The sequence below is a fragment of the Sphingomonas kaistensis genome, from assembly GCF_036884275.1.
Lineage (GTDB): Bacteria > Pseudomonadota > Alphaproteobacteria > Sphingomonadales > Sphingomonadaceae > Sphingomicrobium > Sphingomicrobium kaistense_A.
Genome location: NZ_CP145607.1, coordinates 1,913,072 through 1,935,467 on the forward strand (window position 1 = coordinate 1,913,072; position 22,396 = coordinate 1,935,467).

24 protein-coding genes and 1 tRNA gene are annotated in these 22,396 nt (G+C 63.6%); 7 read left to right on the top strand and 18 right to left on the bottom strand.

What is annotated here, in order from left to right; genetic code table 11:
• Window positions 1–53 precede the first annotated feature (53 nt).
• Window positions 54–329 (bottom strand): hypothetical protein, encoded by a 276-nt coding sequence (locus V6R86_RS09260; protein ID WP_338503982.1) that lies wholly within the window; start codon window positions 327–329, stop codon window positions 54–56.
• A gap of 517 nt (window positions 330–846) precedes the next feature.
• On the opposite strand from V6R86_RS09260, the gene V6R86_RS09265 reads away from it, so the two are divergent.
• Both V6R86_RS09265 and V6R86_RS09270 read left to right on the top strand, forming a co-directional pair.
• Complete coding sequence (locus V6R86_RS09265; protein WP_338503984.1) at window positions 847–1,296, top strand: MarR family transcriptional regulator; 450 nt, start codon at window positions 847–849, stop codon at window positions 1,294–1,296.
• Window positions 1,297–1,478: 182 nt separating this feature from the next.
• Window positions 1,479–1,691, top strand: coding sequence for a hypothetical protein (locus V6R86_RS09270; protein WP_338503986.1), 213 nt, complete (start codon window positions 1,479–1,481; stop codon window positions 1,689–1,691).
• A 243-nt stretch (window positions 1,692–1,934) separates the two neighbouring features.
• Here the strand turns inward: V6R86_RS09270 and V6R86_RS09275 are convergent, their stop codons facing one another.
• The 9 genes from V6R86_RS09275 to V6R86_RS09315 all read right to left on the bottom strand — a co-directional run bounded on the left by V6R86_RS09275 (window position 1,935) and on the right by V6R86_RS09315 (window position 8,761).
• Window positions 1,935–2,432 (bottom strand): hypothetical protein, encoded by a 498-nt coding sequence (locus V6R86_RS09275; protein ID WP_338503988.1) that lies wholly within the window; start codon window positions 2,430–2,432, stop codon window positions 1,935–1,937.
• Window positions 2,416–2,871, bottom strand: a complete 456-nt coding sequence (locus tag V6R86_RS09280) for a JAB domain-containing protein (RefSeq protein ID WP_338503990.1) — start codon at window positions 2,869–2,871, stop codon at window positions 2,416–2,418. The genes V6R86_RS09275 and V6R86_RS09280 overlap by 17 nt, the downstream gene beginning before the upstream one ends.
• Window positions 2,868–3,338, bottom strand: coding sequence for a hypothetical protein (locus V6R86_RS09285; protein ID WP_338503992.1), 471 nt, complete (start codon window positions 3,336–3,338; stop codon window positions 2,868–2,870). Before V6R86_RS09285 ends, V6R86_RS09280 begins: the two co-directional genes overlap by 4 nt.
• 42 nt (window positions 3,339–3,380) lie before the next feature.
• Window positions 3,381–3,725, bottom strand: a complete 345-nt coding sequence (locus V6R86_RS09290; RefSeq protein WP_338503994.1) for a hypothetical protein — start codon at window positions 3,723–3,725, stop codon at window positions 3,381–3,383.
• Between the two features lie 37 nt (window positions 3,726–3,762).
• The gene (locus V6R86_RS09295) at window positions 3,763–4,233 is read right to left on the bottom strand and encodes a helix-turn-helix transcriptional regulator (protein WP_338503996.1); all 471 of its coding nucleotides are present in this window, start codon (window positions 4,231–4,233) and stop codon (window positions 3,763–3,765) included.
• Between the two features lie 203 nt (window positions 4,234–4,436).
• Window positions 4,437–5,045 carry a fimbria/pilus periplasmic chaperone gene (locus V6R86_RS09300; protein ID WP_338503999.1) on the bottom strand — a complete coding sequence of 203 codons (609 nt, stop codon included), beginning with the start codon at window positions 5,043–5,045 and terminating at the stop codon, window positions 4,437–4,439.
• 119 nt (window positions 5,046–5,164) lie between these two features.
• A complete protein-coding gene (locus tag V6R86_RS09305; RefSeq protein WP_338504001.1) occupies window positions 5,165–7,576 on the bottom strand; it encodes a TcfC E-set like domain-containing protein in 2,412 nt (803 codons plus the stop codon).
• 71 nt (window positions 7,577–7,647) lie between these two features.
• Complete coding sequence (locus V6R86_RS09310; protein WP_338504003.1) at window positions 7,648–8,133, bottom strand: hypothetical protein; 486 nt, start codon at window positions 8,131–8,133, stop codon at window positions 7,648–7,650.
• 79 nt (window positions 8,134–8,212) lie between these two features.
• Window positions 8,213–8,761, bottom strand: a complete 549-nt coding sequence (locus V6R86_RS09315) for a hypothetical protein (RefSeq protein ID WP_338504005.1) — start codon at window positions 8,759–8,761, stop codon at window positions 8,213–8,215.
• A 962-nt stretch (window positions 8,762–9,723) separates the two neighbouring features.
• Between V6R86_RS09315 and V6R86_RS09320 the strand changes: the two genes are divergently transcribed.
• Genes V6R86_RS09320 through V6R86_RS09335 form a run of 4 tightly spaced genes read left to right on the top strand, consistent with a single transcriptional unit; the run spans window position 9,724 to window position 13,650 of the window.
• Window positions 9,724–10,101, top strand: a complete 378-nt coding sequence (locus V6R86_RS09320; RefSeq protein WP_338504007.1) for a response regulator — start codon at window positions 9,724–9,726, stop codon at window positions 10,099–10,101.
• Window positions 10,102–10,136: 35 nt separating this feature from the next.
• Complete coding sequence (locus tag V6R86_RS09325) at window positions 10,137–11,186, top strand: YaiO family outer membrane beta-barrel protein (RefSeq protein ID WP_338504008.1); 1,050 nt, start codon at window positions 10,137–10,139, stop codon at window positions 11,184–11,186.
• A complete protein-coding gene (locus V6R86_RS09330) occupies window positions 11,183–12,223 on the top strand; it encodes a HEAT repeat domain-containing protein (RefSeq protein WP_338504009.1) in 1,041 nt (346 codons plus the stop codon). Before V6R86_RS09325 ends, V6R86_RS09330 begins: the two co-directional genes overlap by 4 nt.
• Window positions 12,220–13,650, top strand: coding sequence for a glycosyltransferase (locus V6R86_RS09335; RefSeq protein WP_338504011.1), 1,431 nt, complete (start codon window positions 12,220–12,222; stop codon window positions 13,648–13,650). Before V6R86_RS09330 ends, V6R86_RS09335 begins: the two co-directional genes overlap by 4 nt.
• Here V6R86_RS09335 and V6R86_RS09340 read toward each other — a convergent pair.
• The 6 genes from V6R86_RS09340 to V6R86_RS09365 all read right to left on the bottom strand — a co-directional run bounded on the left by V6R86_RS09340 (window position 13,635) and on the right by V6R86_RS09365 (window position 19,602).
• Complete coding sequence (locus V6R86_RS09340) at window positions 13,635–13,913, bottom strand: Hpt domain-containing protein (protein WP_338504012.1); 279 nt, start codon at window positions 13,911–13,913, stop codon at window positions 13,635–13,637. The genes V6R86_RS09335 and V6R86_RS09340 overlap by 16 nt on opposite strands.
• Window positions 13,910–14,281, bottom strand: coding sequence for a response regulator (locus tag V6R86_RS09345; protein WP_338504014.1), 372 nt, complete (start codon window positions 14,279–14,281; stop codon window positions 13,910–13,912). Before V6R86_RS09345 ends, V6R86_RS09340 begins: the two co-directional genes overlap by 4 nt.
• Window positions 14,278–16,356 (bottom strand): ATP-binding protein, encoded by a 2,079-nt coding sequence (locus V6R86_RS09350; protein ID WP_338504016.1) that lies wholly within the window; start codon window positions 16,354–16,356, stop codon window positions 14,278–14,280. Before V6R86_RS09350 ends, V6R86_RS09345 begins: the two co-directional genes overlap by 4 nt.
• A 520-nt stretch (window positions 16,357–16,876) precedes the next feature.
• A complete protein-coding gene (locus V6R86_RS09355) occupies window positions 16,877–17,500 on the bottom strand; it encodes a PilZ domain-containing protein (protein ID WP_338504017.1) in 624 nt (207 codons plus the stop codon).
• A gap of 698 nt (window positions 17,501–18,198) precedes the next feature.
• Complete coding sequence (locus V6R86_RS09360) at window positions 18,199–18,579, bottom strand: hypothetical protein (RefSeq protein ID WP_338504019.1); 381 nt, start codon at window positions 18,577–18,579, stop codon at window positions 18,199–18,201.
• A 381-nt stretch (window positions 18,580–18,960) separates the two neighbouring features.
• Entirely contained in the window at window positions 18,961–19,602 is a 642-nt protein-coding gene (locus tag V6R86_RS09365) for a hypothetical protein (RefSeq protein WP_338504021.1), read from the bottom strand.
• Between the two features lie 682 nt (window positions 19,603–20,284).
• On the opposite strand from V6R86_RS09365, the gene V6R86_RS09370 reads away from it, so the two are divergent.
• Window positions 20,285–20,764, top strand: coding sequence for an HD domain-containing protein (locus V6R86_RS09370; protein ID WP_338504023.1), 480 nt, complete (start codon window positions 20,285–20,287; stop codon window positions 20,762–20,764).
• 198 nt (window positions 20,765–20,962) lie between these two features.
• Here V6R86_RS09370 and V6R86_RS09375 read toward each other — a convergent pair.
• Together V6R86_RS09375 and rodA are read right to left on the bottom strand one after the other, a co-directional pair.
• Window positions 20,963–21,038, bottom strand: a tRNA-Lys gene (locus tag V6R86_RS09375).
• 245 nt (window positions 21,039–21,283) lie between these two features.
• A complete protein-coding gene (gene rodA, locus V6R86_RS09380) occupies window positions 21,284–22,396 on the bottom strand; it encodes a rod shape-determining protein RodA (RefSeq protein WP_338504025.1) in 1,113 nt (370 codons plus the stop codon).

Here is a 22,396-nt window from a genome sequence, read left to right on the forward strand (position 1 = left end):
GCCTACAGTCAAGGGCTGTTGCGGCAGCCCGAGCAGATGTGGGCGCACAGAGGCTACGGTAAGCGCTTGGCGATGAGGGCTGGGAAGGGAACGATGAGGGTGTCCGTTGCCCGGCGTCCAGCTTCCTCCTCAAGCCGCTTCAAGCCGGCTATCAGCGCAGCTTCGATCGCATCTAGGCCCGAATGGGAGGCCGCAATCGGAACGATCCTGGGGTTGAGCTTGGCCGCAGCCATAATGCTCTCTCGCGTAGGGTCGTTTGGCCCGTATCCGACGAGCACGGTGAACTCCTCCCGCTTTCCATCGAGCAGCGTCGGCAGCAGCTCAAGCACGTCCTCCCCTTCGCCTAGGGTCGGGACGAGGAGCAAATACCAAGCGGGCGACAGATTGCTCATGCGCCCGAGCGGGTGCTCACTCCATGTAGGAAGCGGCAGAAAGTCGCTGACCCGCGGAGCCGCGCGCGCGGGCCTCACACGCTGCCACACCCTCGACCACCAGGTAGTCGGCGCACCGCAATGATCCATTCGCGTTTCCGCCCGTCTGACGATCGAACCCACTCCTGAAGTCCACAACCAAGGCTGCTATTCCCCGCTGTTAGCTTATCGCCGTCCGGGTTCAAGGCGCGATGCTCCTGCAATCCCTAGTTGACGAAGATGGGGGGCCATGCATCGCCTGTTGATGCAGAGCCGGATTCACTCCGGGAGTTCGGAATGAAGGGCGCCGCCGCTGGAAGTGCGATGGAGCAAAGTCCAATATGGATGTATTTGTAATCACTTGGATAAGAGGTCGGTAGCAAGACGGTCCGAACGTAGTTAAGGTTCATAATACCATCCCGCGGGAGCCCCGACGATGACCAGTGCAAATGCTACGGCTGTCTCCGATCTGCAGAACGGTTTGACCCTGAACGGCAGTCTGCACCCCGAGATGTTCCCGCCGAGTCCGGCCAGCAATCAAAAGATGGTGGGACTATCGCAGATCCGTTCGATTCAAAAGGCTCGCCGCATGCGCGAGCAGATCTTCGGCCGCGACCTGTTCGCCGATCCGGCCTGGGACATCCTTCTTGAAGGTTTCGCCTGTCACCTCGAGCAAAGACGCTTGTCGATCGGCAGGTTAAGCACGGCGGCTGCAGTTCCTGCGACAACCGCGCTGCGCTGGATCGTCAATCTCGAGAAGAACGGCTGGCTCGCCCGCGAAGATGATCCGTATGACGGCCGCCGCTCATGGGTCCGCTTGTCGGAAAAGGCATTGGCAGCCATGCGCGACTATGCTGCGTACATCGCACCGGTCCATGTCGTCTGAGGCGCCTTGAGTGAGAACCTGTCGCGCCGGCTCGGGGCAGGCGTAAGTTGTCGGCGGGGGGAGCTCCTGACCGCCGTCCTAGAATGATTGTCACACTTTGGCACAGGCTTGCGCTGAGCACTTCTGCGGCTGTTCGTGCGACCGTTATTCTGGCATGAGCGCCCACTCGGGAGTGGGATGGCATGAGCATCGCAGATCGGCAGCCGGTGAATGAAGCAGCGAACCAGCAGGCGCCCGCCGAAGAAGCGCTTGCGCTGACCCAGCAAGCGATCGGAATCTGCGATGGGGCCGACCTCCCTGGCGATATAGCGGCACATCTTGACTTGGCAGCGCATCGCCTGCGCGAGTTCATCGGGCTCAAGCAGGGCGGCCCGGCAAGCATGACGGCGCACTAAGTTACGACGTTCCTTTGTGACGGTGTCAGTCGATTGAAGTTCGATCGACCGCGCTACCAAAATGGATGATTTGGTCGAGGTTTTTAAAGATCCCGACAGTAGAAGGGTGAAGCGGGCGGCGGCGGAGACCCCACACTCCTCCGACGCTCGCAAATCTCGACGGCACAGTCGGTGCTAGATGCTTGGTCGCCGGCAGTACCAAGCCGCCCAAGTGCGACTAAGCAACGGATCACACGCTGTGCATCAGTCGCGAAACATGGCGCCGAGCACCTGTTCGAGCGCCGCTCGTCCATGGCTCGTCAATCGATACAGCGCTCGCACACCACCTTGTTCGTTGGTCGAACAGCGTTCCAGCAAGCCGTCCTTCTCCAGCACGCCGACCCACCTCGCTCCCGTGGACGGCGGACTTGCCGCTGCGTCCGCCAACGCGGGCGCGGCCATCGGTTCCGGAAACGCCAGATAGGCCGCAAGGAGCATGTCCCAGGCCGGTTCGCCGACGAGGCTTGCCGACAGGTACTTGTCGCGGCGTCGCCGCATGGCGTAAATTTCCGCGGCCGCTGCCCGCAAGAACTTGCCGTCGATCATGGCATGCTCGGGCTGGTCCGGCGCGGGGCTCCGATCGGAGATGTGTGGGTTCATGGCCAGCCACAGGCGCCGAACGCGGCCAAGCAGCGGACGCAAGAGTGACGATCGAGGGCCATCGTCGGAGTCGTGTGGCGGACGATCATCGACCTCGGCCACGCTGGTTCTGCCCGCGGAGCGACTGGTCGTCGCGCGAAGCCGAGGTGCCTGGAAGCAAAATATAGTCCAGCAAGTGGATCGCGCATGTTTCGCCAAGCTCCTTCATGTGGAAAACCTTGCCGATTTCGGTGCTGCCTACCGCGCGCGACCCCAGCTTGCCGGGGCTCCTCACGAGGATGATGCCGGCTGCCGTCGCCGCAAATGCGCTTTCCAGCACGGAATGTGGTGATAAGGCCGCGATCTCTCCCTCGCCTTCAGCGATCTTGATGGTCGCGAGGTGACGGCTCTCGCGATCGACGAAGACGGCACGGATTACTGGGAATATGTCATCTTGGGCGAGCAAGCGCACATAGGCGATCGCCTGCGATCGCCCAGGCAGCCGCAGCCTGTGCGGCACGACCTTGTGATCGGAGCGCGAACCGGCGATGTCCTGGGTCACTCGGCAGCTGCATTTGTTCTCGTTCGAATGACCCAGTCCGGATCGGTCCCCTGTTGCCGGAGGCGCCGCTGATGATTGCGGATGCCGACCCCGGTGGCGAGAAGCATTGGCCAGGCCCACATTTGAAGGAACAAGGCGTAGCCGAACGCGGGCAGGGCCGGGTAAAGGATCTTTGCCAGATGCACGAAGACCGCCGCCAGTTGCAGTCCCGCCAGGACGATGGTCCACAGCCGATTGGCCCTGAGGGCCAGGACGACAAGCAGGATCAGCAGCAGGACGTCGGCAAGCAACCAACCGAGCAACAGGCTCAAAAAGTCGCCGGAAACGCGCAAGAAGCCGGTCGAGACAGTAATCAGCAAGGCCAGGCCTTGCGCCAGCATGGCGCCGCGCTCGGGCTTGCCGCCGGCTTTGAACGCGTACCATACGCACAGCAGGAAGGCCGTCAGGAACAGGGCGATGCGGATCACGATCCATGCTCCGCATTGCCCCAGACCTTGACAATCGGTCGCTCAGGCGACGCGCTGGTCGGGAACGAGGCGCAGCGCGCGGGGCTCGGGACATTCGGCAACATCGCCATAGCTGAACGCATCCAGGCCGATTTCACGTTGCGTCTTGCGGAACTCCGCATGGGCCTGGGCGAGGAAGCCTCGTGCCTGGACCAAGTTGGCGGTAGCCTGTGCCACCAGCTCGAGCCCGGCTTGACCAGTGGTGAGCGGAAGGCGCGCGGCGGTGCGGCCTTCGACCACGGCAATCGTGAGCTGTGCGTTGTTGACGATCGCGGCGTCGAGGTTCCGTTCGGCCGGCAGCAGGGCATTGGCAACGGTTTGGGCAATCTCATGACGCTTGTTCAACATTGAAGTCTCCGTTCGAGCGCTGCGGCTCTGGAGGAGACTAGGAAAGAAGCGTGCGGCCGAGCTGATTGGCTCCTTCCGCAGCTGCGATGATCGCCGCCACGGCAAGGATGGATCCGACCGCGACGGCCAGGATCAACAGCAAGGTCGACATTGCTCCGAAGCGGTTGATCGGCGCAACTTCCGTCGTCGTCCCTCCGAGGCCGCGATGCGGTTGGGGGGCGGGATCGGACTGACAGGAAAGTTCGGCTTCCTGAACCTCCGCAATGTCGTAGTACGGTCTGGCCGTAGGAGCAGTTGAGCCGCCGAAGACAAGCCTGGCCGCGTCAACGGAGGTCTGCACGCCGAGCCGCTCTCGACAGGCGAGAAGATGCTTTTCTACTGCGTGGTGGGAGATACCGAGCTCAAGCCCGATCTCCTTGGCGCTGCGGCGGTCGGCGAACAGCTGAAGGCAATCATACTGGCGCTGGGTGAGGGGCCATGCTGATCGCGCGCTGCCTTGATCGACCATGCTCACTCTCCATGAAGTGACTTACCTATGCACTGAAACTCTACAGCAAGCCAAGCGGTCGGTCTCGTACGCAGCCGAGGCTTGCGAGCTAGGCAAGCTCGTTGATCGATCAAATGCGCCTGGGCTGTTTGCACGGTCAGCAGGAAGGATTGGATGCGCATCGATAAGCCAATCTAGGACCAGCGTGATCAGAAGGCCGGCTGCTAAGGGTGACGCTCAAACAGCTGGTGGGTGGGTGCACCTGCTGTCTTTACAATGAAGGAAAGGCGGTCGGCTTGCCCGGCGTCGACCGTCCAACTGGCGCCGGCGTAGAGCCGCTTGCCAACAAGTGGGCGGCAGGCGCGGGTCGCCGCGATGCAGCCACGCCCGTCAGACAGCTCGGCGCTGGCACTGCCTTCGTTGGTGATCGTCAGCCGGTCTCCTTGCCACCTCCCGGTCAATCGGGCGAGGGCAGCGGGAGATCGGACAAGAACCAAGACGTCATAGCCGACGGTGACCTGCAAGCCTTGCTGATCGGGCAACAGCTCGCCTGGGACCGGCCGCACGGTCAGCCGGTAGACCCGCTCCCTCGTGGGCGACGGATCGATTGCAGACAAGCGGATCAGCTTGCGTTGCCTAGCTTCAACGATCATCCGGGCCGGCGAGACCAGCAGCCCAGCTTGTTCCGGATCTGTTGCGGGAATCCGCTGCTCGCTGGCGGTGCCCGGTGCGATGATCTCGAATGGCTCGGTGAGCACATAAGCGCGGTTATCGCCTTCGTTCAGAAGCTCGATGTCGCGGCGGTTGGATTGTCCCGGGGCAAGCTCGATCACCAGATCGCTTAAGGTGATCTGCGCGGGTGAAGGTGAACCAACAAGCAGGAGAAGAAGCATAGCAACGACCTTGAGCGGGAAGGGGCCGAAGATTCGGGCCCTCCGCGCCGACGTCTTCCTTATCGGCATTCGACATCTCCCAATCTAATAAAGCCTGCACCTGCGATTGGTTGGGTGCCGACGGCCACCGAGCAGGTCGACCCGCTGGCCGTCCGGACCATGATTTGGCTGCCTTGCGTCGCTTCGATCTGGAACAGGCCACGGGCATCTGATTGCCCGAGCCCATCTTCCGCAGTGAGCACCGCGTTGGACATCACCGATCCGTCGGCGCCGACGAGCCGGCCGAACAGGATAAGCTGGCGCTTGCTGGTCCAGCGTTCCTGAGCGATGTTTCCCGGGAACACGGTTACCGTCCGCTCGTGGCTGTCGTAGGCCAAGGCCTCGCCGCCGAGCGCCCGTAACCGAACCTTATACTGGCGGTAGGGTTGCAGCAGGACCACTGCGGGTCGTCCGGGTCTCACCGCAGCGCGCACGGCGCCATCGACGAGAATCTCATATGAAGCTGATTGTCGGTCCGCGGCGTCGACGTGGACCATCAGCGCACTTTCCTCGCTGCCACGGCTGAGCGCAACACCCGTGGGACCTCCAACAAGGGTCGTCAGGATGTTGAGCCCGTACTGAGTGTTATTTCCGCCGGCCAGAGAATGAACCAGGTCGGCCCGCGCCGCTCCTGCCGAAGCCTCGATGCCGCCCTGGGCTCGGACAACGGTCGCATCGACACTGCGGTCGAGGCCAAGCGAGGCCTGGTAGGCAGGCGTGTCGGCCGTGGCGGCGGAACTCCAGTCACCTTGCAGGGAGCCCAGGAAGCGCCGGCCAGAACCGGTGACAGCGCGATCGTTGACCGCGACGTTCACCAATGTGCCGGTAATCGCCGCGCGCCCCAGCGGGATCAGCACTCGGCCACCGAAGTATCCGACCATCGTGCTACGGCGCCGTTCCGCGTCCGCGTTGAGGCTCAGCCGCAGTCCGGGTGTTTGCACAGCCACCCATTCGCTACTGGTGGCCAAGCTGTAATCCGCCCGGTTGCTGCCTTCCCTCAGGTAATTGAGCGAAGCACGTACCTGTGCGCTCCCGATCCGGTAGCTGAGGCTGCCGGAATATTGGAGAAGATCGAAGAGCCCCGGGGTGTTCCGCGGCGGCGAGGTGAAGCCGGCTGGTTCATCGGAGCGTGACCACGGCGCCAGCCGCTTGCTCCACACCCGCCGCAGGTCAAAGAATGCGGCGACCGGCCCCCGCGCAGTCGAACTGAGCTGAAGGGCGACCCCGCGATCGCCATTCGCTGCAAGCAGGCCGCTGCCGCGAAGGCGAAAGGGACCGGCAGCGAGGAAGGCACCCGCATTGATCGTCCCACGTCCATCACGCCACTCCACCCCAGCATCTACCGCCAGGCGGGGTGACAATCGCCGTCTGGTGCCCAGCGCGGCGTACAGGTCGCGATCGCGAGCGCCCGGTTGACTTGTTGAACTTGCAACAAGGCCGACGGCTCCATAGTAGGCTTGCTCGCCCAATGCCGCGAGCTGCGGTTCGCGGATGAAGAAACGTTTCTCCTCGCGAGGCTGAAGCCCTTGCTCGTAGATGCGCATGGTCACCTGATAAGCGCCAAGCGGGAGCCCACGCGTATCAAGGGCGGTAGTGCCCGCTTCGTGGAAACCGGAGCTGACCAGGCGCGAGTCGAGGTACAGCTCGATCCGGCCGGGACGGGCCAAGCTCACTTCAAGCGGCGTTCCTTGCAGGCTGTCACGATCGACGCGGGTGTCGAGCTGCGTCGTGAACGCCAGGCCGGCGAGCCGCTCGCTTGGCAACAGGATCGAGCCCTGCGTCCATAAGATCCCGCCAGCGTAGCGGACGGTATTCGTGTCCGCTTCCGCGACCAGCGTATCCGCGACAAGGCCCAGGCTGGACGCAAACGCCACGTCGGCACGGAGCCGGGCAGGGCCACTGCTGGCAAGCAGCCTCGACTGAAGATTATATTGGAGGTCGGCCTTGTCCGTCTTGGACAGGGCAAGGCCGAGCAGGCTGGTCAATCCGAGCCCGTTGGAGCTCGGTTCAAGGTACGCGGGCTCTTCAACGTGTCGCGAACGGGAAAAGAGGCCGGGATTGAGGAACACGTCGAGCCTGAACCGATCCTCGTCCAAGATGGCGCCAAGGGTCGCTGGCTCGAGTCGGCCGCACCCCACCGCAGCAAGCGCCGAGCAGACCCTATCGGCATTGGTGGACATGGGGCCCGCGAGCGTGTCGCTGACCCGCGCAGGCGCGAGAAGGGGTGGCAGCTGGCGCTGAAGGCCGAGTGGATCGATCAGCCGAAAGAAACTTCCCTGCACCTTGATGCGCGCGTTGCCGAGCGGGCGACCTGCGAGGAACACGTCGACCATAAGCTCGCGTTCGGTGTCGAGGTGGGCGAAGTCCGCCGGGACAGCGCTTGCGACTTTCAAGCCCTTGGCGTCGGCACACGCGCTGGCGAACCCAAGCATGGCGAGGCCAAGGCCAAGCAAGTGTATCGCGAGGCGAGGGCGCCAGCTCTCCTTTCTACCGCGAAGGCTGGTCACTCGGGAACCACGAGCAAGGTCAGGCTTCCGCTATAGCTGCCTGCCGTCGCCTGGGAGAGCGCGGTACCCCGTACGATGACGATGAGGCTCGCCGCTGCCGGCGGACCAGAATTGCAATTCTGGTGAGTGGCGCTGCTGGTAAAGCCTTGCGAGACGAGGTTCGGCACCAACGAAGTGCCGATGGAGCGCCCCGGGCTCTCGGCCCATTGCACCTCGAAGGGAAGGGTCGACGAACCGCTTGCGAGCTCAAAGGAGCCTGCGAGCCCGGAACCACTAGCAACAATGGAGTAGCCGTTGGTCCGGGTGTTGGAGAAAACGCAGACATTCTGCTGGCGGCTAGCGTCAAACTGAAGGCTGGTCAGTTCTCCGAAAGTCACATCGTTGAGGCCGGTGATCCTGACCCGCTGGGCACTGGCGGTTCCATGGTGGGCAGCAAGGCAAAGAATGCTGGCCGTCAGCAGTGCCGGGCGGATCTTCCCCAAAATTCTGTTAACCACGTTCCGGGTGTGCTTGCACCTCGGGCGGGATGCTGATCTGGCGAAGAACATCCCGCCCCCCAAGTCACTCGGGCGCGACCAGAAGGGTCAAGGTGCCGGTGTAATTGGTCGCTGCCGACATTTGCTGGAGATCCGCCGCTGCGAGACGCACGATCAGGCTTGCCGAGCTTGCCGGACCGGCGGAACAATCCGCACGGGTAGCTGTCGAGACTTGCCCCGGCAGGGGAGCGCCGGCGCTTAGCGCGGTCCCGGAGGACAGGCCGGTGCTGCCGCCCCATTCCACGGCATAAGGTACAGCGGAGAGTGCTCCATTGGCGAGCGTGAAGGCGTTACCCGTTCCGCTGCCAGTCGCGGTGATACGGTAGCCTCGGGTGCTGGAGTTGCTCCAAACGCAGACATTTTGGGCGGCAACCGCGTTTGCGGTCGGATCGAGGTTGGCGAGTGTGACATCAGTCAAGCCGCTGATACGAACTCGGGTCGGAACGGAAGCGTTGATTTGGATGCTGCCGGTCGATGTCGCGCCCAACGTCCCCTGCGTGGGGGCTGCCCCTGCCGTTGTGCTAAGCAAGGCAGAGCCCAACAGCGCCGCCGTCATTTGCGTCATCAATCTCATCGTGCATCCTCCCGGCAATATCTCCAAAATGGAGTAATTACCGCTGAATGCCACGGAGCGGTTAAAGAGAAGTCAACAAGGGTCCTCCGATTGCAAGGATGGAAACAGAGGCTGAGCCCGCTTCATCCATATCGGTGTAAGCCTTAGCAATTCGCATAATCGCGCCGCCGTAAGGAGCCGCATGCGGTTCCCGTCATCAAGGGCAGAGCCATGCAGGGTATGCGATTGGTCCTGATCAAGCTCGCTGGAGCGCTTTCACTGCTTTGGGTATCCTCACCAGCGCTTGCCACTCCGGAACGCGCCACGGTGAAGATCACGGTGTCAGTAGCGGATCGCGTGTCAGTGAGAAGTGGAGTGGAGTCCCTGTCCGGCATCTTCGAGAGAGCGCGCCTGCCCGGGCAGGCGATCTGCTTGTGGACACCGCAACCGACCAGAGCCCTCACCTTGACGATCAGCCGACCGGATCGGGGGACGCCGTTCGCTCAACCATTGCGACTGCTGCCGGCAGAGGGGCTAACTTCGGCAGATAGAGATGAGAGCGCGGCAATGACGCGGAACGGGCTGCACCAGCTCTGCCTCGACAATCCTCAATCAGTTCACGAGAGTCTAGCTGCGGATGCTGGTCGAAGCCTTTCGAAGGGGCAGGTCCTGATGATCGTCGCCGCTGACTGATCGGTTGAACGTTATGCGGCCGACTTGGCGCCGCCATCTTGGCGGGGGGCCCGCAGAAGCTGCGAAGCAAGCCAAGATCGCGGCTCATTGGACTCTGGCCGATCTCGCGGGCGCGCGCTGGCTAGGATGCTTTCCGATCCACGCCCGTAAGCGGCGGCGGCCAGTCGAACTACGACAAAGCGTAGTCCTCGCTAATCTGCTGGATGGCGCAAGCGATGAGTTCGCGTAAAAGCGGCGCCATAGCTCCGCATTAACCAAGTTTTTCAGAATTCTTGATAGCACGGTTGGCCATGAGCAATGCCCGTATCCTCGTGTGTGATGACGATGAACTTCTCGTCGAATTGCTGCAGTTCCGCTTGTCGGCCAAGGGCTTCGAGGTGCTTGCCGCCGAGCACGGTCAGGCGGCCATGACAATTGCGACCGACGCCAAGATCGATGCGGTTGTGCTGGATGCCATGATGCCGCAACTCGACGGCTATGAAGTGCTGCGGCGATTGCGGGAGATGCCGGCCACCAGCACAGTGCCGGTCATCATGCTGACGGCGCGCAAAGGCGAGCGCGACATCGTCGAAGCGCTTCGTCTCGGCGCGTCCGATTATCTGGCCAAACCCTTCATGCCCGAGGAATTGATCGCGCGTCTGCTCAGACTCTTGCCGAAGACGAACTGATGCCATCCCACGCTGTGATCTTGGCTGCCGCTCTCGTGGGCCAAGCAATCCCAGTCACGGGTCCGACCGATTATCTGCAGGCGGTCGAAGCCAGGCAGGCCGGCCGGCCGGCGACGGCGACGATCCTGCTGGAGCGGTGGCTGGAGGCCCGGCCCGCCGACCTCGACGCTCGCCTGCAATATGGCCTGGCCCTGCTCGATCTCGGCCGCCTGGACGCGGCTGAGCGGGCATTCAAGCAGGTTCTGGCGGCGGCGCCCGGCTACCGTGATGCACGGCTCGGGCTGGCGCGGATCGAAGAGCGCCGAGGCCGCCGCGACCAGGCCCGCGCGCATCTCGCTAGCTTGCCGCCGGGTGACAGGGACGTGGCTGACCTTCTGGCGCGCCTGGCGGCACCGCCGTCGCTAGGTTGGCAAGGGTACGTGGAGGGTGGCATTAGTGCGGTTGACGGGCCGCAACCCGACTGGCGACTGCTGGCGGCGCAGATCCGCCGCAAGGAAGACACCACCTCCTATGGCTTGCGGCTGGAGGCGACGCGTCGCTTCGGCCTGTCCGACACCTACGGCCAAGTCGACGTCGAGCATCGTTTTTCGCCGGACTTCAGCGCCGCGGTCCTGGCAGGCGGCACGCCCGCGGCGAACTATCGCCCGCGTTGGCTGATCGGCGCTGGCGCCAGGGTCAGGGTTCGACGCGGCCAGTTCCCGACGATGCTGACCTTTGACCTCCGACGCGCCGCCTTCGGCATGGGCAAGGTCACGACGCTGACGTCTGGCCTCGAGCAATATGCGCCAGGGGGCAAGCTGTGGGCGACAGGACAGCTGATCCTCTTGTTTGAAGGTGGACGAAGCGAAGCCGGCGGCTTGGTCCGGCTTGACGCGGAAGTCGCGCCGGGCTTGCGCCTGTTCGGGGGCGCGGCCGACGCGCCCGACACCGCCCAGGGCCAGGTGTCACGCGTTCGCAGCTTGTCCGGCGGAGCAGCCCTCCCGCTCGGCAAGACCCGTGTCCTGCGCGTGACGGTCGCCCGGCACCGGCAGGACCGCGGCGCCGACTGGACCGACGTCACCGTCGGGGCGGGGGCATCCTTTTGATCAGTCTTGAGGATCTCTGGCTCCTGTCGCTCGGCCTCTCGCTGCTGGCGCTGGTCATCATGGGCGGCCTGATCGCGGGGCGGCTCGTGGCGGTCCGCCGGGCCAGGACCATGAAACATTTCCGTGCGCAGTGGCTGCCGCAGCTATTGGGAAACTCGCCGGACCTGGAGACCGGGTCGCTGCCTGATCATCCGGCGCTGCTCAGTGAGTTGACGGCCGAACTGATCGCCATGGTGCGGGGCGACGAGCGTGCCGCCTTTGTCGCGATGGCGACCAGGCTGGGGGTCGCCCGAACCCTGCACCGCAGCCTTCGCCGCGGCAGCGTCCGGCAGCGCATCCTTGCGGCCGAGACATTGGCCTATTTTGCCGACGGCCACAGCACGGACGCCCTCGACCTGGCGCTTGACGACACCAATGCCGATGTTCGGCTGACCGCCGCGCTTGCCCTCGCATGCTCGGACCGCGCACCCGCGATCGCCGAGCTGGTTGACCGCCTGCGCCTCGGGACGGCGGAGCAATCGATGCTGGTCGTCTCGCTGGTCGCCGAAGTCGCCCGGGACCGCCCGGAGGAAGTGCGCCAGCTCCTGTTCGATCCAACCACCATTTCGCCCATCAAGGCGGCTGCCATCGACGCTTTGTCGGGGAGCGGCGATTACACCCTTGTTCCCGTGATCACCGACTTAGCGCTGTCCACGGCCGACGAGGCTCCCGAGCTGCCGCGTTACCTTCGCGCGCTCGGCCAGCTTGGACATCCCGCGGCGCGGCCGGCGGTGCTTCGCAATCTTGCAAGCAAAGTGTGGTTTGTCCGTGCGGCCGCGGCCGAGGCCGCCGGACGGGTCGGCTTGGTCGATGCCGTCGAGACGTTGCTCGGCTTGCTCGACGATCCCGACTGGTGGGTGCGCTATCGTGCCGGCGAGGCGCTGGCCCGGCTCGGCGCCACCGGTCAGGGGATGCTAAAGGAGATGAGCTGCCTCGGATCGCTTCGCGCCCGGAAAGCGGCAAGGCTGGCGCTAGTCGAACAGGCGGTGCCGCGATGATTGGCTTTGAAGCTTTGCTCCCGGCGGCCACCGCAGTGGCGGTGGTCGTCGCCTGGATCGTCATCGGCACCGGGCTGCTGCAAATCCTGCTCTACATCGTTCAGCTGATCTTTGCCGGCGTGTCCTTGTCCCGGCGGCCGCCGGTGGTCCGCTCATCACTGCTGTGGCAGCGCTACGCGGACCGGGCGCCGCCGATCGCGGTGCTCGCACCGGCCTATAACGAAGAGGTGACCATCATCGAGAGCGTCACCTCCTTGCTTTCGCTTCACTATCCCGAGTTCGAGGTAGTGGTCATCAACGACGGGTCGCGCGATGGCACCTTGCAGCGCCTGATCGATCACTTCGGCGTGAAGCCGACCGATCGCTACTACGACCCGACTGTTATCCACCAACCGATCCGCGGTTTGTACGCCAATGCGCGGCTGCCGCGCCTCCTAGTCGTCGACAAGGAGAATGGCGGCAAGTCGGATGCGCTGAACGCGGGCATCAACGTCGCTCGGGCTCCCTTGTTCTGTTCGATCGACGCCGACTCGCTGCTCGAGAGCGATGCTCTGCTCCGGGCAGTCCGGCCATTCATCGAGGAGCCCGACCGGATGGTGGCGGTTGGCGGCACGATCCGCCTCGCCAACGGCAGCAGGATCGAAGGCGGGCGGGTGTGCGAGGTCCGGCTGCCCCGTAACTTCCTCGCGCTGGTCCAAGTCGTCGAATATCTCCGTGCCTTCCTGATGGCGAGGCTGGCGCTAAGCCGGCTTCAGGTACTGACCGTCATTTCCGGTGCCTTTGGCCTGTTCCGGCGCCGTCTAGTGCTGGAGGTCGGTGGCTATAGCCACGGCACTGTGGGCGAAGACATGGAGCTGGTAGTCAAGCTCCACCGCCACATGCGCGACCTCCGGCGGCCCTACCGCATCGACTTTATCCCAGAGCCGGTCTGCTGGACCGAAGCGCCGGAGAACATGACCATCCTCGGTCGGCAGCGCGCCCGGTGGCAACGGGGGTCGCTTGAGACCTTCGTCAAGCATCGCGACATGTTGTTCAATCCCCGCTATGGCCGCATCGGCTTCCTTGGGATGGGCCAGGTGCTGGTGGTCGACGTGCTTGGCCCGCTGATCGAGGTGATCGGCTACGGGCTGATCCCGTTGCTCTGGGCGGTCGGCCTGCTGTCGTTCGACTATCTCCTAGCGTTCCTGGCGGTGACCTTCACCTTCGGCATCTTCATAAGCGTGGCGACCCTCATCCTCGAAGAGGTGGAACTCCGCCGCTTCGCGCGTGCCAGCGATCTGGCGATCCTCACCCTTGTCGCGATTATCGAAAATTTCGGTTATCGCCAGCTCAGCAATGTGTGGCGGGTGCGGGGGATGTGGCAGTTTCTCCGCAAGCAGCAGGGTTGGGGCCAAATGACCCGCAAGGGATTTCAGCCGACGGTGTAAGCAAGCGACCGCAAGCGCGCCGCCAACTCCGCAGCGTGCGTGCGCGCGGACGCGCGGTCGGCCGTCCCGATCAGGCGTTCGACCTCTGCAGCAAGCTCGCCAAGGTCTCTGAAGCCGAATAGCGCGGCACTACCCGCAAGCTTGTGGGCGTGCTCGGCGAGGACATTGTCGTTCCCGTCTTCGAGCGCCTGTTCGAGAGCTGCCGCCTGATCCGCGGCCCGCGATCGGAAGCGCCCCGCGAGCTCCGCAAGCTTGTCGATCATCGTTGGAGGAAGTCGCGCACCGACTGCGCAAGGGTCATGGGATCGAACGGCTTGGCGATGATCCCCAAGGCACCCAGGGCCAGCAGCGGCTCGGCGTCCCGCGCCTGAGTACGCGCGGTGATGAACACCACCGGCACGTGGGCCAGGTGCGGCAAATTGCGGAGCGCCGCCAGGGTGGCTGGCCCGTCCATCCGCGGCATCATGACATCGAGCAGGATGAGGTGAGGGTCGAGACCGGCAGCCGCCCTGACCGCTTCCTCCCCCGACGCACAGCCGGTCACCACCAGATCCAGGTCGAGGCCAAGCGCCATCAAGGCGACCTCGCGCAGGTCGTCGTCATCGTCGACATACAGGATTTGCACCGTCATGCCGCTACCGCTCCGGAGGGTCGAGCAAGCAGCTCCTCTACCCGGCTGGCGAGCTCCTCAAGCGGGGTGCGCGACTTGACGCCGACGGCGTCCACCATCGCATGTATTCCCAGGCCCACGTCGGCGGCGGTGAAGAGGATGACCGGAGCGCCGGGATTGGCCTTGCGGATCAGCGGAAGGAGATCGAGGCCGCTTCCATCGGCCAGGGCAATGTCAAGCAGGATGGCATCGAACCAGTAGCGGCGAAGCGCGGCCTTCGCCTCGGCGATGCTCGGCGAGACATGGACTTCGGCCAGATGGGCGAAGGCTTCGCCGACCACCCGCAGGGCGTCGGCGTCGTCTTCGATATGCAGGAAGTGGCGCCGACCGTCGGCGGCGATGGGCTGCCGTTGCACGGGGGCCTCGTCCTGCGGCGCTAGGACCGGAGCGGCAGGCAGGTCGACGTGGAAGACGGTGCCCGCGCCGATCACCGTATCGAAGCCGATCGTCCCCTCGAGACGGGTGACGATCTCCCGGGCGATACTGAGCCCAAGCCCGGAACCGCCATGGACACGGCTATCGGCGGCATCAGCCTGCGAGAACTTGCCAAAGATGCGGTCGCGGAACTTCTCGGCGATACCGGGCCCGCGATCTCGCACGCTGACCCGCCAACCGCCGTCGTGCTCGGTCGCCGTGAGATCGACCACTGCACCGGGCGGGGAGAACTTCACCGCATTGGACAGGAGATTGGTGAAGACCTGCTGCAGGCGATCGCCATCGCCCATAATCGCCGCGTCGTCGGGGACGGGATCCAGTCTCAACTCGATCCCACGTTCGACGGCAAAGCCAGTGTTGGAGTCGATTGCCTGTGCCAGCAGCGGCGCCAAGGACAAACGCTGGACGTCGAACTCCATCTTGCCCGCTTCGATCTTCTCGAGATCGAGCATGTCGTTGATCAGCCGGATCAGCCGATGGCTGTTGTTGAGGGCGATCTCCACAAGGCGTCGCGCGCCGTCGGTGAGTTGGTTGGCGGCGTTGCCAGCCAGCAGCCCGAGCGCTCCGGAAATGGACGCGAGCGGGGTGCGCAGTTCATGGCTTACCGTGGCCACGAATTCGGTCTTCATGCGCTCGACCTGGGTGCGTTCTGTGATGTCGCGGCCGACAGCCAGATACTGCAGCCCGCCATGGAGGGGCACCGGAGTCGTGACCACTTCCGTTTGGAATTCGGTGCCGTCGCGGCGCCGGCCGGTGAAGCTCTGGCTGGGCTTGGCCGCGGCAACCCCGAGCGCCAGTCCCTTGAGGTAGGCGCGACTTTCCTCCGGGGTAGGCGGATCGGCGAAGAGGAGGAGATTGGAGCGGCCGACCATCTCCGCCGCGCTGTGGCCAAAAAGCCGTTCGGCGGCAGCGTTGACTGAGACGACTATTCCCTCGCGGTCGAGCATCAGCATGGCATCGCTTGCGTGAGCGAAGATGGCTTCCTGACGAGCCGCGCTATCATGCAGTGACTGGCTCGCCCGGTCGAGACTCCGGAGCGTGAGCAGGAGCAAGGTGAGCAAGGCGGCGGCGGCCAGCAGGAGGGCGACCTCGGCGGCGACGATCAAGCGGTAGCGGGTGGCGCGGGCCTCCGCATTACCGACTAGGATGCCCTGAGCGTTGAGGCGCTCACCTTGCAACAAGGGAGCCGACAACGCCCTGGCCCTGTCCATCATCGCCTTGCCGTGGCGATTTCGGACAAGGGCGGCCGCATTGTCGGCACGTCCGGCGCGCCGCGTCGCTACGACTTGGCGCGAGTAGCGGGCTTTTTCGGTGCCCGCCGCGAGCAGTCCCGTGACCAACTGCTGTTCACGGCTTCCGTCTCGATACTGCCCGCGCAGTTCGCGGCTGAGCTGCGGCAAGCGGGCGAGGGCCGCCTCGGCCGGCTCCAGGAACTCGGGATTGCCGGTCACGACATAGCCTCGCTGGCCGGTCTCAAGATCGAGCAGATGGGCGAGATAGTCGCCGATCCGGCGCGTCCGCTCGTTGCTTTCCGCCATCAAGGCAGCCGAGGTTTGATCGGCCACGATGTCACGCGCCTGAAGGGCCGCGATGGCGAGCACCAGTATGGCGCACAATCCGCCGAGAAGCGCCGCCGCGACCCGGTGCCTGGACTTCGTTTTCAATGCGTTGATCCCAGCGCTGTCAGCATAGACTGTCAGTAGCAGCAAAGGGCTGTCTTATGGTTACCAGCAACGTGCTTCAAGCAACACCAAGATCGCTCAAAAACCAAGCCGACGAACCAGTCTCGTACGCTACGCATAAGCCTTGTCGGGGCATCTCCTCACTCGTGATCGACTGTTCGAAGCAGGATCCGACGACCATCACTTTCCGTGTAGGACCGTTCCGCTCTGCGACCGCTTGCCTTCCATTCGGAGGCGCTGATCGTCGTCGCTCGTACGATCCTTGATCCAACAAGTAAGGTCGCTTTACTTCGGGGACCATCGATCAGACCAGTTGCAAGCAAAGCAAGAAGTACCATGCTGCAAACATATGAGCTCGCAATGACTACTTACTTGATCGATCATCCAAAGTGGAGTGTTCCTTTGATCTAAAGCTAGGAGGCCTTCTTGCAAGGCTTGGTTAGCTGATCCTGACTGCTCTCCTCTCCGCAAGCCAGTCTGTTATGATCTGGATGGGCAGCGGAGTCGCAAAGGAGAGGCCGATCTTGTGCTCGTCTGACCAGCGGACGAATGTATCGATAGGAGGCAGATCGGGCAACTGCAGAACAGCTGCTCCAGCCGCCGAAAGGGGCGTCTTGGTTTCCAGCTTCGCTCCGGACGCAGAGATGTCGCGCAACGTGACGTCATAGGACCGGCCAAGTGCCTTCAATTTACCGGCAGCCTCCGTGTTCAGGCGTGGCAGGGCTCGCCGCTGCACATTGCAGGTCTTCTGTTCGACCCGGAGCAGCGCGACAGGCGAAAGCGGTTTCAGGAACTTGATCCCCGCGAGAAGGTCACGATACCACACGACTTGCCCGGCCACGGGCTTCTCTTCCCCGACGAATAAGGTCACCGTGGCGCCTACCTCCAGCGGCGCGTAGGATCGTACCTGCACGCCGTCGGCGGATATGTTCTTCAACAGGCAAAAGCTCGCCCGCTCGCCATTGTCCAAGGCCGCTACTCGAAAGACCAATGTCTGCCGCTTGCCTTCGCGGCGGTCGGCGTTTGCGTCATCGATGACGTTCATCTTCGCGTTGCTCTGCATCGGTTCCCCTTCTCCGAGAGAAGTCTTGCTCCCGCCTCTTTCCAAACGCGTTAAGAACAACGCCGATTTGGACCAATGGGGTGTGGATGTCGGAAGCGCGGAACCTGCCTGAGGTCATGCAACTTCGTGAGGTTACTGGTTTCGCATTGCAAACGTCGCTGTGACCGGGGTGCGAGAGGGATGTGCCCGCGCCATGTGGACGGCGGCGACGAACACCCGGTCGCCGACGACGGTCCGCGCCGAAAGCGTGTCTCCGGCACCCTTGCCGCCGCCAGACCGCCACCGGCGCACGGTTGCAGCCATGGAGGTCGAGGGTCGCGGGGGCCTGGTTAAGGATCGTCAGGAGAATGTCGAAGCTGTAGCGGAGGTCATCTGTGTAAACCTCCTTGGCGATCAGTGCCCACATGGGCGGCAGCGTGATCCCGGGCGTCGCGTATTCGCGTCGGCCGGAGCGCGGAGATGCACGGCCTCGAACCGCCGCGTCCGCCTGAGGGGAAGGTGACTTGACGGCCGTCGAGTGCACGGGCGTCGATGACGAAGCCGTCCATCAGGCACATCGAGAGCAAGTCCTGCTCGTCGGCGACGAAGTCGAGGACGTCGTCGGCCGCCGCCCGACGGGTCATGCAGTGGAGAAACGACACCTCCGTATCCAGGCGCTCCGAGATTATCCTGAGCTCTGCCAGCGTCAGGATCGGTGCTCACTCTTGGTGATCAGTCAACAGGCCGATCTTCTTGAAGGGCCGGCGGCTGCTGGTGACGGAGGCGAATTGCTTGATGCAGAATCCGAACTTGTGCACGACGCTAGGACCCGCCCCATCGAACTGGACGATGTTCCCCTTGTCGTCGACGAGCTCCACATCTTTCCAACGCGTCGCGAGCAGGGCCTGAAGTCGGGCTGTTTGTCGACCGGGCTCGACGAAGAGCTCGTTGAAGTTGGTGAGAAGGCTCTTGAGGCCCCAGCGGCGCGCGGCTGCGGCGAGCTTGCCGGACTTCGCCTCGAAGATTAGGACCTGCATGCCAACGCTGGCGACGACATCGTGCTCGTAGAGCACCTTCGTGTCGGGATCATTCCATTTCACCCCGGCATGCACCGTCGCCGACGGGAGAGAGAGAGAGCCGAACGTACGCTCGACATCGTCTTCCTAATAGGTCGCGCGCTCATCGGAGTAGGCCTTGTTCAACTTCGTGTCCGAACCGAGCAGTCCCTCGATGATCCTAAAGGGAAAGCTCACGATCAGGACGGGTAGAGGGACAAACAGTGTGTCGGCATCGTAGCGAAAAGAGGCGTTCCCAGATTGGATTGCTAAGGTTGATCTCGGGCAGACTTTCCTAGTCAATCGTGCGGGAGGCGAGCGGGCGAAGAGCGCGTCGGTTATAGGCACCCCGAAGCGGGCGACGAGATCGTTGCGACTGAAGGTAGAGCGGGTGCCGCAAAGCATCTCGGCAAGCTGGAACCCGGCTCAGCCTAGCCATGCGGGGGTCAGTTGGCGCGCTTCCGCATAGCGCCACATCCGCTTTGCACAACTCGAGCCCCGCAGCATCCTCTCGACGACCCGACGGGGATCTGTCCCCTCGCGCAGGACCCCCTCGGCATCGATGCCATCGTGGAACCTGCGGCCGACCTCGTTGAAGACCGCGAAGAGCGCCTTGGCAAATTCCGATGTCCGCAGGCCTAGGCCCTGCTCGGCGGCTGCATCCAAGCGTGAGAACAGGGCAGGAAGCACCTCCGCGGCATCGTCGCTGCTGAAGACGTTGCGGTAGAAGATTGTGCTGAGTTGAACCCGCCACGCCAGAAACGCCGTCTCGTCCGCGTCGGCATCCGGCTCAATAAGCGAGAGGTAAGCGTTGAGGTTCTGCCGCGCGCGGTTCCAGAGGCGGACAATCGACTTCGGCGATGCGGGGACAGGCCTCCCCCTCCCGGACGCTAGGGAGATCGCCTGTAGGATCTCGACATGGACCTGCTCGAGCGCGGACGGACCGGGTCCGATCTCGCCGGGCCGCATCTCTCTGAGCAGCTGCTCGGCGGTCTTCGCCAGGAGAGCGATCGCATCCCGCGATCTGAGGAGGATAGAAGCTGCGACGCGGTTTGAGCTAGCGGCCATCCGGGATCGCCTTCGCTGCGCTCGCGCCGGAGCGCTTCCGGATCGATCTCTCGGTAGCCGGGGATCGCATCAGGGAGCCTGGCGGCAACCATCGGCATCCCGTTCCCCGGTTTGCCGTCGGTTTGACTGGGACGCTTCGGCTTCGGCATCCATCACTCATACGGCGGCTAGGCGCAGCTTTCGAGCCGCTGCCGGAGGCCGGCAGCCGGCCGGCAGGCGGCGCCAGGTCCGCCTTATGGAAATAGGCGCAACCTCAGCGCCTGAGGACAGATGATTGGCGCCCGGCAGGATTCGAGCCTTGCGCGTCATCGTCTGAACGGGCGTCCGATCTTGGGAGGCAAGTAACGTCGTGCGAGCGGCGACTTGTGGGTCTTTCCAGACGCGACATGTCCTAACTTGCCAACTCTGGTGAGCTTCAAGACGAGGAGCTGAAACACGTCGTCGTCCGTTTGCTGAAGGAGGGGCGAAATGGTGGGCTTGGCCCCATCAAGCGCAACGTCGTGCAACGCGACCTGACACAACGGTTAGTCGATGAGGCGGCGTTGGAGATTGCGCGGCTGACCGTCAAACCAACCTCAGTCAGCGGCTGCGGCTTGAGGACTCGCCCCACCTCGAGCGCGACAAGAAAGATGATGTAGTCCGATTACATGAGTGACGGGACGCTGCCTCGGAGAACCGAAACATGGAGATAAGTCGCTCTAATCCGCAAACTTCACCCGAGCTAAGCGCCACTCCGCTTGAAGCACTGGATCTCGTCCTCGCCGCAGCTTCCTTTGCCGCGCACCAGCATCGTGACCAGCGACGCAAGGATGCCGCCGCCTCGCCGTACATCAACCATCCGCTGGCGGTGAGCCGGGTTCTTACCTGCATCGGCCAAGTCCAGGATGCGGAGGTGCTGGCCGCGGCGCTGCTCCACGATACGGTGGAAGACATCCAGACCAGCTTGGCGGAGATCGAGGCGCAGTTTGGCGCGCGGGTGGCCGGGATCGTCGCCGAAGTGACCGACGATAAGACGCTCGACAAGGCCGAGCGCAAGCGCCTGCAGGTCAGCAAAGCCGCGACCAAGCCTGAGGGAGCAAAGCTGATCAAATTGGCCGACAAGATCAGCAATCTGGCGGACATCCTGGAGCACCCTCCGGCCACCTGGCCGCAGACGCGCTAGCTCGCCTATTCTAGATCGGCGGGGCAGGTCGCGGTTGGGCTACGGGGAACGAATGCCGCGCTGGAGGCCGAGTTTGATCGGCTGCATGCGCGCGGAATAGCGGGGTTCCAAGCTAGCGCCACCTAGAAGCGGTGCTTACCGGGTGCTTACGCCAGCCAACTTTCTAGGGGTGCTCCGCTGCCTAAGTGTCGGAAAGATTGGTGGACGCACTTGGGCTCGAACCAAGGACCCGCTGATTAAGAGTCAGCTGCTCTACCAACTGAGCTATGCGTCCATGCCGTAAGGCAGATGCGGCCGCGTGGAAGCGGTGCGCGGGGGTGCCTCTAGCTAGGCTGCGCTGGCTTGGCAAGGGCGTTCGGGCACTTGATCTTGCAATATAGGATTTCGCCTGACAGCCTCGGTCCGCCACGCTCTTTGACACTGCCGATACCAGCGGCGTGTGACCTTGTTCAGGTTCGGGCGCCAAATAAAACCCCGCCACCGGTGACCTTTGTGACCTTGTTCAGAAAGGTTGAAGGCTCAGCTCAACCGCGACGTCGTCCGCTGCTGCCGCTCGAAGCTCATCAGAAGCCCGAGGCAGATCATCACCGTCATCACCGCCGACCCGCCATAGCTGATCAGGGGCAGGGGGATGCCGACCACGGGGGCGAGGCCCATCACCATCAGCAGGTTGATCGCAAAGTAGCTGAACAGCACCGCGGTAAGCCCGGCGCAGCTCAGCCGGGCGAAGCGGGTAGGGGCCCGGGCCGCGACGCCGAGACACCAGCGCAGAACCATGAGATAGGCGAGGATCACGACCGTGCCGCCGAACATCCCCCATTCCTCGGCCAGGGTGGCGAAGGCGAAGTCGGTATGGCCTTCGGGAAGATATTGAAGGTGGCTCTGGCTGCCCTGCAGGAATCCCTTACCGAACAACCCACCCGACCCGATCGCGATCTTGCTCTGCGTGATATGATAACCGCTGCCCAGGGGATCGTTTTCCGGATTAAGGAAGGTGTCGATCCGCTTGCGCTGATAGCCGTGCAGGAAATGATAGATCACCGGGATCGACGCCGCGACGATGGTGCCCGGGACAAGAAACCAGCGCAGCTGAACACCGGCGAGGAACATCACGGTCACGCCCGCGAAACAGACCATCAGCCCGGTGCCGAGATCGGGCTGGAGGATGACCAGCCCCGCCGGCACCCCGATCAGCGCGGCTGCCGGCCACACCGCCCGGAAGGTCCGCGTGTCGCCCGCCGGCAGCAGGTCGTAGAAACGGGCCAGCGTCAGCGCGATGGCGGGCTTCATGAACTCGGACGGCTGCAAGCGGATGAAGCCGAGGTCGAGCCAGCGCTGCGCGCCCTTGCCGACGAAGCCCAACATGTCGACCAGGATCAGCATCACAACGATGGTGAGATAGACCGGAAGGGTGACCTGCTTGATCGTCGCCTCGCGCACGTTCGACAGCACCACCGCGAGGCTCAGGAACATTCCGAATGCCATACCCTGCCGCAGCGCCCACGGCTCGATCGAGCCGCCGGCGGCGGAATAAAGGTTGATCAGCCCGAACAGACCGATGCCAGAAATCAAAAAGATCAGCCGCCAGGGAAGGCGGGCGAGGGGCTGGGGGATGATGGCGCTGGAGATCAT